General features: G+C 45.9%; 14 protein-coding genes. 5 read left to right on the top strand and 9 right to left on the bottom strand.

The genetic code is table 11. From position 1 onward, the window contains the following. Nucleotides 1-8: 8 nt before the first annotated feature. Together AC4EHK_RS14795 and AC4EHK_RS14790 are read right to left on the bottom strand one after the other, a co-directional pair. Nucleotides 9-1,067, bottom strand: a complete 1,059-nt coding sequence (locus AC4EHK_RS14795; protein ID WP_490979558.1) for an LLM class flavin-dependent oxidoreductase — start codon at nt 1,065-1,067, stop codon at nt 9-11. Between the two features lie 159 nt (nt 1,068-1,226). Beyond that, nucleotides 1,227-1,706, bottom strand: coding sequence for a PaaI family thioesterase (locus tag AC4EHK_RS14790; RefSeq protein WP_490979557.1), 480 nt, complete (start codon nt 1,704-1,706; stop codon nt 1,227-1,229). 635 nt (nt 1,707-2,341) lie between these two features. Here AC4EHK_RS14790 and pepF point away from each other — a divergent pair. Continuing rightward, a complete protein-coding gene (gene pepF / locus AC4EHK_RS14785; protein WP_490979556.1) occupies nt 2,342-4,156 on the top strand; it encodes an oligoendopeptidase F in 1,815 nt (604 codons plus the stop codon). Nucleotides 4,157-4,284: 128 nt separating this feature from the next. On the opposite strand, the gene AC4EHK_RS14780 is transcribed toward pepF, so the two are convergent. The 5 genes from AC4EHK_RS14780 to AC4EHK_RS14760 form a co-directional block, all read right to left on the bottom strand. Then, nucleotides 4,285-5,571 (bottom strand): purine/pyrimidine permease, encoded by a 1,287-nt coding sequence (locus tag AC4EHK_RS14780; RefSeq protein ID WP_490979555.1) that lies wholly within the window; start codon nt 5,569-5,571, stop codon nt 4,285-4,287. 81 nt (nt 5,572-5,652) lie between these two features. Then, nucleotides 5,653-5,922, bottom strand: a complete 270-nt coding sequence (locus tag AC4EHK_RS14775; protein ID WP_490979554.1) for a hypothetical protein — start codon at nt 5,920-5,922, stop codon at nt 5,653-5,655. 167 nt (nt 5,923-6,089) lie between these two features. Continuing rightward, nucleotides 6,090-6,731 (bottom strand): NAD(P)-dependent oxidoreductase, encoded by a 642-nt coding sequence (locus AC4EHK_RS14770; RefSeq protein ID WP_490979553.1) that lies wholly within the window; start codon nt 6,729-6,731, stop codon nt 6,090-6,092. Nucleotides 6,732-6,809: 78 nt separating this feature from the next. After that, nucleotides 6,810-7,853 (bottom strand): LLM class flavin-dependent oxidoreductase, encoded by a 1,044-nt coding sequence (locus tag AC4EHK_RS14765; RefSeq protein WP_490979552.1) that lies wholly within the window; start codon nt 7,851-7,853, stop codon nt 6,810-6,812. 86 nt (nt 7,854-7,939) lie between these two features. Beyond that, entirely contained in the window at nt 7,940-8,674 is a 735-nt protein-coding gene (locus AC4EHK_RS14760; RefSeq protein WP_490979551.1) for an MBL fold metallo-hydrolase, read from the bottom strand. A gap of 122 nt (nt 8,675-8,796) precedes the next feature. On the opposite strand from AC4EHK_RS14760, the gene AC4EHK_RS14755 reads away from it, so the two are divergent. The 4 genes from AC4EHK_RS14755 to AC4EHK_RS14740 all read left to right on the top strand — a co-directional run bounded on the left by AC4EHK_RS14755 (nt 8,797) and on the right by AC4EHK_RS14740 (nt 12,004). Continuing rightward, nucleotides 8,797-9,126, top strand: a complete 330-nt coding sequence (locus tag AC4EHK_RS14755) for a YflT domain-containing protein (RefSeq protein ID WP_490979550.1) — start codon at nt 8,797-8,799, stop codon at nt 9,124-9,126. Between the two features lie 250 nt (nt 9,127-9,376). Further along, nucleotides 9,377-10,432: a YkvI family membrane protein gene (locus AC4EHK_RS14750; protein ID WP_490979549.1), complete on the top strand. Its 1,056-nt coding sequence runs from the start codon at nt 9,377-9,379 to the stop codon at nt 10,430-10,432. 102 nt (nt 10,433-10,534) lie between these two features. Beyond that, nucleotides 10,535-11,701 carry an acyl-CoA dehydrogenase family protein gene (locus AC4EHK_RS14745; protein ID WP_490979548.1) on the top strand — a complete coding sequence of 389 codons (1,167 nt, stop codon included), beginning with the start codon at nt 10,535-10,537 and terminating at the stop codon, nt 11,699-11,701. Nucleotides 11,702-11,704: 3 nt separating this feature from the next. After that, the gene (locus AC4EHK_RS14740) at nt 11,705-12,004 is read left to right on the top strand and encodes a DUF3219 family protein (protein WP_490979547.1); all 300 of its coding nucleotides are present in this window, start codon (nt 11,705-11,707) and stop codon (nt 12,002-12,004) included. Between the two features lie 448 nt (nt 12,005-12,452). Here the strand turns inward: AC4EHK_RS14740 and AC4EHK_RS14735 are convergent, their stop codons facing one another. Together AC4EHK_RS14735 and AC4EHK_RS14730 are read right to left on the bottom strand one after the other, a co-directional pair. Beyond that, nucleotides 12,453-12,713, bottom strand: coding sequence for a DUF3006 domain-containing protein (locus AC4EHK_RS14735; RefSeq protein WP_490979546.1), 261 nt, complete (start codon nt 12,711-12,713; stop codon nt 12,453-12,455). Between the two features lie 4 nt (nt 12,714-12,717). Then, on the bottom strand, nt 12,718-13,839 hold the full coding sequence (locus tag AC4EHK_RS14730) for an MBL fold metallo-hydrolase (RefSeq protein ID WP_490979545.1): 1,122 nt from the start codon (nt 13,837-13,839) through the stop codon (nt 12,718-12,720). Between the last annotated feature and the right edge of the window lie 62 nt (nt 13,840-13,901).

Here is a 13,901-nt window from a genome sequence, read left to right as displayed (position 1 = left end):
GTATCCTCCTAGATATTCAACGCGCTAATCGCATTTCTTTTTTCTTCAACCAATGGCATTACTTGTTTTGAAAAGCGTTCCATTTCTTCCAATTGCGGTGAAAATTGCAGCAGCAGCAAATCCAGCCCTGCATCTTCAAAAGCGAGTATCCGGTCCGCAATCTGTTCAGGCGTACCGATTAAGTTCGGGCGTAGTCCACGGTTGGATACCGAGTAATCCGCCAGCTTTATTTGCTGCTCCAACTGCGACTTACTGACAAAATCATCATACCCGACATAGCCATCTGATTCTTTGACATCGGTGATGCGTGCATATTCTTCAGCGACTTCCTCTTCTGTATCGCGGCAAATGATATATGCCGCCATGCCGAATGTCTGCAAAGGAGAGCCGCCAGCTTGTTGCCGCAACTCTTTCATGCCACTGATTTTTTCCTGAATCTCTTCCACCGTTCCCCCATGCATCACATAGGAATCACACGATTCAACAATGGATTTCTTGCCGCGCGGGCTTTCGCCGCCAGCGTAAAGAATTGGATGCGGACGCTGAACTGGCTTTGGTGCCAGACGCGCATTTTGAATATCGTAATATTTCCCTTTAAATGAAAATTCCTCTTGTGTCCACATGCCTTTGACGACCTTTAAAAACTCGTCTGTCCGGTCGTAGCGTTCGTCGTGTTCCGTGAACTCCCCGCCGTATTGCTTCGCCTCTTCCGCCCACCAAGCTGACACTACATTCAGTGTAAAGCGGCCATTGGAGATTTGATCAATATTGGCAGCCATCTTTGCTGCGATAGCCGGGTTATGAAACGCCGGACGAATGGCGGTCATAATTTCGATTTTTTCCGTCACTGCCGCAAGTGCTGCTGCTGTAGACCAAGCATCAAGAGAATCCGCTGCCATTCCTTTAATATCATTTAAATTCAATTCTGCGATCAAGGTTGTATCGTAACCCCATTCTTCAGCAGATTGAACAACTTTTTTTGCATACTCAAATGTTGGCGGCATTTGTTCATCTTCTACGTTTCGCAGCCAACCACCAAAAATCGGCAACCAAAAACCATATTTCATCTTTACCCACACCTTTCACTCTCGATTCGACTTCTCGAAAGATTCACTCTTTTAAAAGAATAAAGTTAGTATACAATAAAACAAACAATACTTACCAGTAAACTCGACTTTAAATTTTTCATAAGTAAAAGGGCGGGTTTTAAACTTTATTTTATCGTGTTATGTTGCGAAGGAAGCAGGCATGACTACAGCGACAACTTCACCTGTTGCACACAATGTATTGCCGGCGTAAACCTCTGTCACCACTTTGAATTTCTTCGGGTGGATTTCTTCAATTTTCCCCACCGCCTTCAACACACCCCCTTGAGGTGTTGGTTTCAAGTAATCGACGTGCAAAGAAGCCGTAACAAATCGCGGTGGTTCTTCGCCACTGCCAGGCTCAAATCCGTTTTTGCGGTGCAACGCTAAAGAAGCAGAACCGGTCCCGTGACAATCAACAAACGACGCGATCAAGCCGCCATAGACAAAGCCGGGAATAGCCGTGTGCACGGGCTTTGGTTCATATAAAGTAATGGTCTCATCACCATTCCACACTGTTCGGAAATGGTGTCCCTCTTTATTGAGTCGGCCGCAGCCGTAACACCAGGCAAAGTCTTCTGCATATTCGTCCTGTATGGCAATTGCTGAATGTTCATTCATCTTTTATCCCTCTTTTCCACAGAATATGGAGTCTTAGTTTGTCCTTAATAATGTCCAAAAGAAAAAGCATGATCCTTTTCATCAGATCATGCTTTCCCTTTTTCCACCCCTCGAAAATCCTGAGAGGTTTTTGCACGCGGAAAATTGTATTAAATTCTTTCTACAAACTGTCCATCTCTGACGAATACGAAACTCTCGTCATTGCAGTTTAGTTGCGCTGACTTGCGTTTGCCGATAGGGGCAATTAGGTTCACATGTACTTCTCAGTGAATTTTTGATCTGCAGCCAGGCTTTCAATTGCACTTCCACAAAAAACTTACGGCTTACTGTTTGAAACACTTTCCGGATAGAAACCTGAGTAACGTTGGTTCCTGACAAGAGTGAATATCGTCAGCAAAGCAAATTTCCCGCCAAGGCTGTGCAGTTTCTCGTCTGAAGGCGATTCTGGATCGAATCCAGTCGTATCTTCCGACGGTGATTCCGCCTTGTACTCATATTATACCCGCACTCCATCCAAAACTAAACCCCTTTTTTATAATTTATTAATAAATTCTGAATAATATTTTTACATTTCTATGTTCTCCCTATATACTGATAATTAGTTCGAAAGCCGTAATACATAGAGGAGAGATTATATGGTGAAAAGTTTGCCGATACGTTCAGCTATTCCCGTCGAAGAAACATGGGATTTATCCAGTTTATTCAAGAGCTCTGCCGAGTTTGATCAAGCCTTGGAAAGCTTGGAAAAAGAAGCCGAAGCTTTCAATCAAAACACACAAGGAACAATTGTCGATGTGCCTACTGTTATCCAGGCATTGACCGGTTACATGGCTTTTCTTGAAAAACTGGTTGTGGTAAGCACTTATGCAAGTTTGACCATCAGCACCGACCAAACCAATGATGAAGCCCAAATGCAGTCCAGTAAATTCAGCGCAGCCTCTGCCAAAATCAGCAGCAAGCTGTCTTTCATCAACAGCGAACTTCTCGCTTTGCCAAAAGAAACTTTAGAGCAGGCAATGCAGGAGTCTGCAGAGTTTAACGTATTTCTGAAAAAACTGCTTCGACGAAAACCTTACCAGCTGCACCCTGAGGTGGAAAAAAGCCTTGCTGCTTACTCTTCTACTTTCAGTGCGCCATACGGTCTTTACAACACCACAAAAATGGTCGATATGAACTTTGAGGATTTCGAAGTAAATGGCGTAGCCTACCCGCTCAGTTATGTCTCTTTCGAAGGAGACTGGGAGGCAGAACCGGATGCAGAGCTTCGCCGGGCAGCATTCGATGCTTTTTCCAAAAAGCTGAGAGATTATCAGCACACGACTGCCAAAACTTATGACATGCAATTGCAGACAGAAAAAACCACAGCGGACCTTAGAGGCTACGACAGTATTTTTGACTCGCTCCTGTTCAACCAGGAAGTCGACCGCTCGCTTTACAACCGCCAAATTGATTTGATCACTAAGGAACTGGCACCGCATATGCAGAAATATGCCAAGCTATTGCAAAAAGCTCACGGCCTGGACCGCATGACGTTCGCCGATTTAAAAATTTCCTTAGACCCGAGCTACGAACCGGAAATTACTGTAGAAGAATCCAAACGATACATTGACGATGCTCTTTCAATAATGGGTCCAGACTACATTGAAATGGTGGACCGGTCGTACTCTGAACGATGGATCGACTTTGCCCAAAACAAAGGAAAATCGACTGGCGCTTTTTGTTCGAGCCCATACGGCGACCATCCTTATATCTTGATTTCCTGGACTGGCCGCATGAACGAAGTCTTCGTGCTGGCTCATGAACTTGGCCATGCAGGTCATTTCTATAACGCCAACCGTGAACAAAACATCTTGAATGCACGGCCGTCCCTTTACTTTATCGAAGCACCCTCAACGATGAATGAAATGCTGGTCGCCAACCACCTGCTGAAAAGTTCAGAAGATCCGAAATTCAAACGATGGGTGATTTCATCGATTGTCGCCAGAACTTATTACCATAACTTCGTCACACATTTGTTGGAAGCTGCCTATCAGCGCAAAGTGTATGAACGGATTGATGAAGGCAAGAGCGTCAATGCCGGCATTTTAAATGCCATAAAACGCGGTGTACTGGAAGAATTCTGGGGAGACGCTGTCGATATTACAGATGGCGCCGAATTGACTTGGATGCGCCAACCGCATTATTACATGGGCTTGTACCCGTACACTTACAGTGCCGGATTGACCATTTCCACTCAAGTATCCAAGCGGATCTTGAATGAAGGCCAGCCAGCTGTAGATGAATGGCTTGAGGTTCTTAAAGCCGGCGGCACCAAAACGCCAGTGGAACTTGCACAAATGGCTGGAGTCGACATCACAACCGAACAACCGCTGCGTGACACCATTGCCTATATTGGCGAACTGGTGGACGAACTGGAGCGTTTGACTGAAGAAATTGAGCAAACCGTATAGATTCTTAAGCATTAACTAAATAAAGCCGTGCGCAGTTCTTTTGCGCACGGCTTTTCAAGTTGTCAAAAGTTTACCATTCGCCTCTGGATTCTTTATTTGAGCGACTGCAAAGAAAGCCTGAAAACTTCTCATGCTTTCTTTTTGCGCCACAACAGGAGCTGTTCCACAAAAATAGCGATCAGGGTTCCCGTAATCAGACCATTTGATAAAGTAGCGGCCACAACCGATGGCAGGTTCGCCATGCTTTCAGGCGGAACGAACATGATGCCGACCCCACTCATCAAGCCAAACGCTGCCACTTTGTAAGAATGCTGGCGATCTGCTTCATTTTCCAGTTCCGTAAAGGCCATCTCCACCATTTGGGTAAATACGGCAAATATGACCGCATATGCTACAGGAGCCGGCAGTGATGCAAGAATCGCCATGAGTGCCGGAAAAAAACTGATCAGTACGACGATGATACTGCCCAAGATAAACGGCTTTAGTGCTGGAGTTCTGGTGGCGCTGACAAATCCGGCTGCCCCTGAAATTGGCACGGGTCCGATGGATGAAAACAAACCGGCAAGAATGTGGTTAATTCCGGAGGCTGCAGAAGCCTGTTTGATGCGATCCGGGGGATGAATCGAGAAAGAATTTTTAAGTACACTCTCCATTACCCGCAATGACGCCATCATATTGGCAATGAGCAAGATGGTTAAAAACAAAGCCGTAACAAACATGCCACTGTCCCATATCAGTGGTCCAAAAACCAGCATTTCCGGCAAGGAAACCAAGGTACTTGCTCCGCCTTCAGCTTCCGGCGATTTGCCGAGTACCCAGAAAATCAACCAGCCTGCGACAATTGCAAATAAGATGGAATAGCGGCTGACCCAGGGCACGTTGTGTCCCATAAAAAAGAAAGTCAACAAGATGACCGCAATGCCGCCGACCAGCACCAGTCCGTCTACTGGATCGCCTTTTGAAACGATACCCAATAGCCCCGCCAAAATCGACTCGCTGATTTGAAGCACCAACAGCAGCAAGTAAACAAACGTGATGGTTGGCGTAAAGAATATTTTCAGCTTATCCACCAGGCCGGTATAAGTAAATACGATAAACAGCACACCGCTATACAACAAGCCGCTTTGCAGCGCTTGAAGCGATTCTTCCATCGAGGCATACATTATTCCAACTAAGCCCGCGTAAACAATAAAAATTCCCCACCACAAACCAGCAGGTCCTTCGTTGATTGGCATGCGATGGCCGATAGATGCCTGCACCAAACAGGCAAGTCCCAGCACAAACATAGTTCGTTGGACGAACAGCGCTGTATCGGTCGTATCCATGCCAAAAATGCTGGCAATGGCAATTGGTGCTGCAATCGAAGAGGCAACTAAAAAGACCGCCCACTGCACACCACCAAAAAGATTTTCCATAGCCATTTTCCCCACTTTTCATTCTGTCAATTGCTTACAGTATACACCTTTTGAAAACACCAAAAAAAGCCCTGACAGTTGTCAGGACTTTGGTTTATTGCGAGCTGCCTTTTCCTCATTCACTTTGCGGACTGTTTCTTGAGGATCTGCAACTTCTTCAGTTTGTTTTCCTGAGTCCAAACCGTCTCTGTAGACGACTGGGTACCCCTGGTCTTCCAACTGCTTTACTTGCTTTCGTGATGCCTTGATCAATAGCCGTACAATCAGTACGGATAGAATGAATATAATTACGACAGAAATAATCCCTGGGATGTATTCCGATTTGTCTTCCGGAAAATATAAAAAATCCATCTTGTTGATTCCCACCTTTAATATATGAAGTTTCACTTCATTATACATGATTCTTGCTTCTGCTCTTTGGAGGAAGGTGAACATTTCATGGCAAGTTTGGTGGCCCGAATGCGTATTTTCGAGCCATAAAAAAAGCCGATCTAAGAAAGATCGGCTTTTCCGAAAGGTCAATGATTTTCCGAAACGACGGTAAACCGTCTATTCTTATGTTCACCACTTTCAATTTCATCGACCAGCGCAATCGCGTAATCTGCATAGCTAATGTAGCTTTTCCCTTTGCTATTGACGATAAATCCATCATCGCCTTTTTGGTAGCGCCCTGTCCGGCGGCCTTCGGAATCGAAAAATGCGGCTGGACTCAAAAATGTCCAGTGAATTCCTTCGGACGCTTCCAAGTCGGCTAAGTTTTGCGCTTGGCCGTTGGCAATTGATTTGAATGCTTCAGGAAACTCAGGCGTTTCTGCCAGACGGGTTGTCCGAGCTTCATCGACAAACAAACTGCCAGCGCCACCTACCACAATCAAACGTGTTTCAGGCGTTGCTTTAAGTAATTCAATCAGCAGCCTGCCAGCTTCAATATGCTGGTCCGCCTTTTCAGGAGGCACACCAAATGCGTTGACTACTGCATCAAAAGAAGCCAAATCTGCTGATGACAAACTGAATATATCCTTTTCCAGCACTGGGATATCCAACTTCTCGATTTTTTGAGAATTTCTGACGATGGCCGTCACTTCGTGTCCCCTTTTCAGGGCTTCTTTTAAAATTAAATTCCCAGCTTTTCCGGTTGCACCAATAATCCCTATTTTCACTTACTTCTCCTCCCGTCTCTATCATTCTTAATAGATAAACAAAAAGATTAGCCTTGAAAGAAACAGATCCGCATCTCTTTATGCTTTTAAAGAGGCGGAGTCCTGATGGATTAAGTTAAACTTGCTGGTAGCTTGCTTCAAAATTTCGAATGAACGTTTTCTTTTTTCTTGATCGTAAATATAGGAAACTGCAATCACTTCATCAATCTGCAATTCCGCTACAAATGTCCCTAGATGCTCGCTAATTGTTTCCTCATTGCCTTGGAAAGTATATTGCGACATGCCGCGCACCATCATTTCCTCACGGTAGCTCCATTGGCCGTCCATGGTTTCGAGTGGCGGCTGCAACAGATTTTTGCTGCCTCTCACAACATTTAAATAAAATTGGTCACTGGATGTCGCCAGTTTATCAGCTTCTTCGGTCGAGTCCGCTGCAACGACATTCACACAAACCATCACATACGGCTCAGCCAAGTATTCAGAAGGCTGGAACTCGCTGCGGTAAATCTGCAGTGCCTGCTGCAGCTGCTGCGGTGCAAAATGCGCCGCAAAGACATATGGCAAGCCAAGGCTGGCAGCAAGCTGGGCACTTGAGGTACTGGATCCAAGGATATATACCGGCACTCCTGTACCAACACCCGGATACGCTCGGACAGGTCCTTGCTCGTCAAGCGGCTTTAAGTAATTTTGCAATTCAACAACATCCTGCGGAAAAGCAAATGCTGTTTCCTGAGTCGTTCTCCGAAGTGCGTGTGCCGTCTGCATATCCGTTCCTGGAGCACGTCCGAGACCGAGGTTTAAGCGTCCTGGATGCAAGGTTTCCAAGGTACCGAATTGTTCGGCAACCACCAAAGGTGTATGGTTTGGCAACATGATGCCGCCCGACCCGACTTGAATGGATTCGGTGTTTTCAAGCACCTTGGAAATCAAAATTGCTGTAGCAGAACTGGCAAGCGTGGCTGTATTGTGGTGTTCAGACAGCCAAAATCGGCGATAGCCCAGTTTTTCTACATGCTGAGCAATGGCGACCATTTCATCTAATGCATCTTTCGTTGTTCCGCCTTCACGGACTGGAACCAAATCCAAAACGGAGACTGGGAATGAATCTATAGGTTGTGACATTTGTTTAACTTCCTTTCGTCCTTCTTATTCTCTAAGGATAAAAGGAAAATATCCGGTACACAAACTATCTGCCTACCCATCGCCAATCAAATTGTGTAACTTTTTCCGATGACAGCAAACTCCACGTCGCCAGAGTAGCTGGACTTTGCTGCCTGCAAAATTTCATCCAGTTCCCCGTATTGCGGCAGATGCGTCAGCAGCAATTGCTTGGCACCGGCGCGTTCAGCAAGCTCTCCCGCTTGGCTGCCGCTTAAATGCCCTTGAATGATTCCAATGTATTTTTCGTAGAGATTGGATTCAGCAACAAGCAAATCTGCTCCCCGCGAAAAATCGACCAGTTCTTCTTTCCAGCTTGTATCTGCAGTGAACACTGCGCTTCGTCCGTTGGCAGTAAACTTCATGGCCAAACAATACACCGGGTGAATCGTCTCACAGAATGTCACTTGCCATGGACCTAGTTCAAGCGTTTCAGCAGCCTGTATCGCTCGTCCTTCTGTCACACCTTTGTATGAAAGCTTTTCAAATTCAGCAGCATCCTTGTCATGCGCATGGATAAACAAAGGTGTATTCCACTCTTTCAGCTGCATGCCCACCATCGCTGCATGCTGCAGCACACCAATATCAGCAATGTGATCCGGGTGATAATGGCTGATGACAACTGCATCCAAGTCACGCAATGCCGTGTAATTTTGAACTGCTGCCAACACACCGCTGCCGCAATCAATCAGGCAGCGGAAACCATCTTGTTCAATCAAAAAGGCTGACGTTGCTTCATTTTTATGCGGATAGCCGCCCCAAATGCCAATCGGTATAATCTTCAAAACACCACTCCCCATCTCTAATTTTCTTCAGTATAACTGATTCTTTAAAGTTCCTGTTGTTTAACCCGCTGTTTGGGTGGTATACAAAGAGTAAGATAGAAATTTACTTTGGAGGGATTACATTGACTTTAAAAATGACAGTTGAAAACGCCGTACAGGCAAAAAAAGAAATCGAGAAATTAGAAACACAAGGATACACACATGACGACATCTACATCTTCGCACACGACAAAAAACGCAGCAAAGACATTACAAAAGCGTTAGACACAGAAGAAGTTGGTATGAAAGAGCAAGGTTTCCTAAACAGCATGAAGAATATGACTAGCTCACGCGGTGACGAACTTCGTGCGAAACTAGCAGCAGCTGGTTTATCTGAACAGGAAGCTGCACAATACGAAGAAGAGCTCGATAAAGGAAAATTAGTTATTGTCGCGAATAAAGACGTTAAGTAATTCATTACCAAAGCACCGCCTATCCACTAGGCGGTGCTTTTTTGTGCAGTAATATGACCCCGTCAACATTAATTAACTATTCTAATATTTTATTTTTAACCGAATAACTAATATAGGTATATCTCTTTATATATATAATTAGCGGTCTTTACCCATTGTTTCCACATATGACTTTTGATATATTTAAATAGGGATTTTTTAATTTTTAAAAAACTTATCAATGCACTGAATCGCACCAAGGGGGAACAACATGAAAAGTTTAAAAATAGGTAGCGCCTTTGTCGGCATTATCGTCGGAGCCGGATTTGCTTCTGGTCAAGAAATTTTACAGTATTTCACTAGCTTCGGCTATATGGGGACAATCGCAGCAATTCTTGCAACCGCTTTATTTGCGTATTTCGGGATGAGCTTGACGCGTCTGGGAAGCCGAATGAAAACCACTTCTCATAAAGAAGCGGTATATGGCATTAGCGGAAAAATAATTGGCAGCATCGTGGATTACATCATCATTCTCACTTTGTTTGGCGTAGGAGTCGTAATGATCGCGGGAGCCGGTTCTATCTTTTCCCAGCAATTCGATTTGCCGGCACCACTCGGCAGTACGGTCATGGTGATTCTAGTCGTCTTGACCATCATGATGAATGTCCAAAAAATTATCACCATTATTGGCAGCGTTACACCTTTCTTAATCATTGCAGTCATTGGATTAGCTGTCTACAGCTTGATGACAATGGATTCTACATTCTCGGCACTGGATCCAATTGCCAACGAACAAGCATCAACCTTGCCAAACTGGTTCCTGTCTGCCATCAACTATGTATCATTGAATATTGCGCTCGGTGCCTCAATGGCTATCGTTATGGGCGGTACGGAAAAAGATGAAAAAGTGGCGGCACGCGGTGGATTTATCGGCGGGCTTATTCTCGGCGCTTTGATCATCCTGAGCCATTTGGCGATTTTCTCTAAAGTGGATATTGTGGGCAACGCAGAAATGCCATTGCTGCAAATTGCCGATGACATTTCACCTGTTCTCGGGATCTTAATGTCGGTTATCCTTTTCGGCATGATTTACAATACGGCAGTCAGCATGCTGTTTTCGTTCTCAGCACGCTTTGTCGTAACGGGTACAAAAAAATTCCGCATATTTGTCACAATTGTCGGCATTGTTGCGTACATCTTAAGTTTTGTTGGCTTTACAGAGCTGGTAAGTCTGTTCTATCCGATTGTTGGGTACCTTGGCTTTTTCCTAGTCGGTGCGTTAATTTTTGCTGACATCCGAAAACCGCATAAAAAGAAACTTTCATAAGCGGGGTTTTCTCGCTGATATCCAAGCCGCCAAAGCCTGCTGCACTGCTTTGGCGGCTTTTTTATGGTACCGTTAATTTAGAAAAGCGGAAGGGGTCCCTTTATGAACCAGTTTATCAAAACACCTAAACAGCAAGCATTGGTCGATCAGCTGCGCACGTTAACGCCTACTTTCCTGGCACGCGAGCCAGAACTGGATGCACTCGGCTCTTTTCCTTTTGAAAACATCAAAGACCTCAAACAACTGAACTACCATACCATGACCTTGCCAAAAGAGCACGGCGGCCAAGGGTTAGGGCTGTACGAATATATATTGGCACAAGAAGCCATCGCCGAAGGATCTGGAGCGACCGCACTTTCCATCGGGTGGCACGTCGGCATTGTTCTGGAATACGCTGAAAATCGTCATTGGGATCCAAAATCTGCTGATTGGCTGATGGCAGAGATTGCAAACGGGGCGCTGATTAACACCGCAGCAACAGAAGCCAATGCAGGCAGCCCGGCTAGAGGCGCTTTGCCACAAACAACTGCTGTTGCCGATGGAAACCACTATGTTGTCACTGGTGAAAAAACCTATACGTCCATGGCTCCTGTACTCGATTACATTTTCGTGACCGCGGCAACAGAAACCGATGAAGTCATCACCCTGATCATTCCACGCCATGCTGAGGGAGTGTCGATCAACGAAACTTGGGACATGCTGGCGATGAGGGGAACGGCGAGCCACACATTGGTGCTTGATGGTGTCCGAATTCCGAAAACCCATATTTTAAAATCGTCTGGAGTCGCGGCCGCTGCGAAAGGCTGGCTCCTCCACATACCGGCTTGCTATATTGGGATCGCGGCTGCAGCCCGATCCTACGCAGTCGAATTTGCTGCAAATTACCGTCCTGCATCTCTTGACAAGCCAATTGCCGAGACACCCGCCATCCAGCAGGCCATCGGTGAGATGGAGCTGGAACTTGCTACTGCCCGCCACCTTCTGTATGGCACTGTAGAACGTTATATCCACGCTGCCAACAAAGCAGAAATGGACGAAGCCTTGAATATCACCAAAATTGCCGTTACTCAAGCTGCTATGGAGATTGTTGACAAGGCTATGAAAATCGTTGGCTCTCGCGCCCTTTCAGCAGACAATCCGATGCACCGGCACTATCTCAACGTCCGCGCCGGGCTCTACAACCCACCGATGGAAGACATGGTCAAGGCCCAACTGGCAGCTCAGGCAATTCAATTATTTAGCCAACACTCAAAAACAGAGGTGAAATAGACGATGGAAACTATAGTTTGGATTAATGATACCGAGATACATGCTTTAAATTTTAAAGAAGAGGTGAGCAACAAACCCAATTCTGAACAGCCCATAAGAAAAGTCTCATTTGACTTTAAAGTAACCAGTGAAGAGTATCACGACATTGCCGTGCTGCTGTATGAAATGAATTTTCAAATCCGTGTTCCAGCACAAAACCTTGAATTTGATGCCTCCATTTCCAATTATTCGACTTCGATTACTGATTTGTACAAACCAGGACAAGTAGCTGATTATTACTTGGAATTGGTTGAACAGGCATAGATAGATTCCTGTAGAGATCATGCAAACCAATTGTACTTTCATAAGTTATACTAAAAAGCCCGAGACCTCCTTTAGGTCTCGGGCTACAGACTGTCGAGAAACTTCTAACAAGTCGTGGATTTCCGAAGCTTACCGTTCGCTTTCCGCGGGCTCGCGTCCAAGCCTCCTCGGTCACTCCGTTCCCTGCGGGGTCTCGGCCGTCTCGCTTTCCCGCTGGAGTCGAACGGACGCTTCTCCAAACCACTTAGTAAATGTTCTCTTTTTTAACTGTAGCGGAAGGCGGCGACTCCTACGGGAGCAGCACGAGCTGGAGCCACTGGACTGAGCGCAGCGAGGGAAGCGGCAGAAGCCGTGCCCGTGGAACGCGTCCGCCTGAAGCGAAATGAATGGGTGATGCCTTTTTCAACAAGCTGAAGCCCGAGACCTCCTTTAGGTCTCGGGCTACTTTTCAGTTGCGCTTAAAGCGGCTGCCTTTTTTCTTTGTACGCAGCTTGTCCATCAGCTCTTCTGCTCGCACATTTTTCATAAAGCTTGTTTCTTCATCCAAAGTGACTGCCAGTTGACCATTTTCAGCATCAATAGTAAACCAGGAATTGATTCGGCTTCCATCTGGCAGGCAATTGGCGGGCAAAACCAATTCAAGCCCTTCGTCCTCTACTAAAATGACAGCATAGATGCCGTCTTCAATTCGATCCAAAATCCCTTTCATTGCCTTACCCTCCTACACAAGCCAGGTTCTGTTCTTGAATTGCATCCAGTGTCCCTTGGCCAATTCCTTTAATATCGAGTAATTCTTCCACGCTTTCGAATGGCCGTTGATCGATGATGGACTGTGCATAAACTTCGCCGACTCCTGTAATCTCTTGTAATTCTGCTGAAGAGGCTATGTTTAAATCAATGCACCGGTTCTCACCTTCCGTTGGCACCCCTTCCTGCTGCGTTTCCACGCTGTAGGACTTGCCATCTGTTTTTACGAGAATCGTGCCATTAACATCGGTGCCGAACACTTCGGCCCCTTCATTTTCTGCTGCAGCAATCACTTCTGCATGCGGATGGCCGTAGGAATTGTCAGCACCGGCACTGTAAATCGCTACTTCAGGAGCTACTGCCTTTAGAAAAGGCGTGCTTGTCGATGTATTGGAGCCGTGATGCCCCAAATGCAAAATTTCTGCTTCGAGATCCATGCCGCTGTCGATCATTTCCTGTTCCTCTTTAATGCCTGCGTCCCCGGTAAAAACAAAACGGACATCGCCATAGGTCATTCTTAATGATATCGACTCTTCGTTTGCAGCTCCGGTAATTTCGTCGGGATACAACACTTCAATCTCCATACTTCCCACATCAAAGCGGTCCCCGCTTCTTGGCTCCACGTACTCCGAACCGCTCGCTTCAATGGCTTGCAGCGCGTTGAGGAACGTATTGGAGCTGCTCGTATTGCCGGACATCCATACTTCTGCAACATCGAATTCACCAACCACCCGCGCCAGCTGCCCAATGTGGTCCGCATCGGGATGAGTCCCAACGACGATGTCAATATCATCGATGTTCTGTTGCTTTAAGTAATCTACTGCTTCAGTCGAATTCCAATTGCCAGTATCAATTAGCATCGTAAACCCTTCAAATTCGAGCAAGGTGGAATCTCCTTGCCCAACATCGATGTAATGTACCGTCAAACCATCCGAATCAACTTCTTCTGCCGCAGGCTCTTCCGCTTGCGGCTGTTGTTCTGTTTCTTCATTATTGCGTTCTTCGTCCGGTTGCACAGCTATCTCCGTACAAGCTGCAAGCAGCATAAAAATTAGGATTGCCAATACGGCCCATCTGATCTTTTTCAAAAACTCACTCCTCTTTCTCCAGTGAATTTTACCATAAGCAAACCAAAATGAATAAAGCAGAC

Source organism: Planococcus sp. TJ-307, from assembly GCF_058268435.1.
The sequence above is the reverse complement of the archived record's forward strand: the minus strand, read 5'-3'. Positions and strand labels throughout refer to the sequence as shown.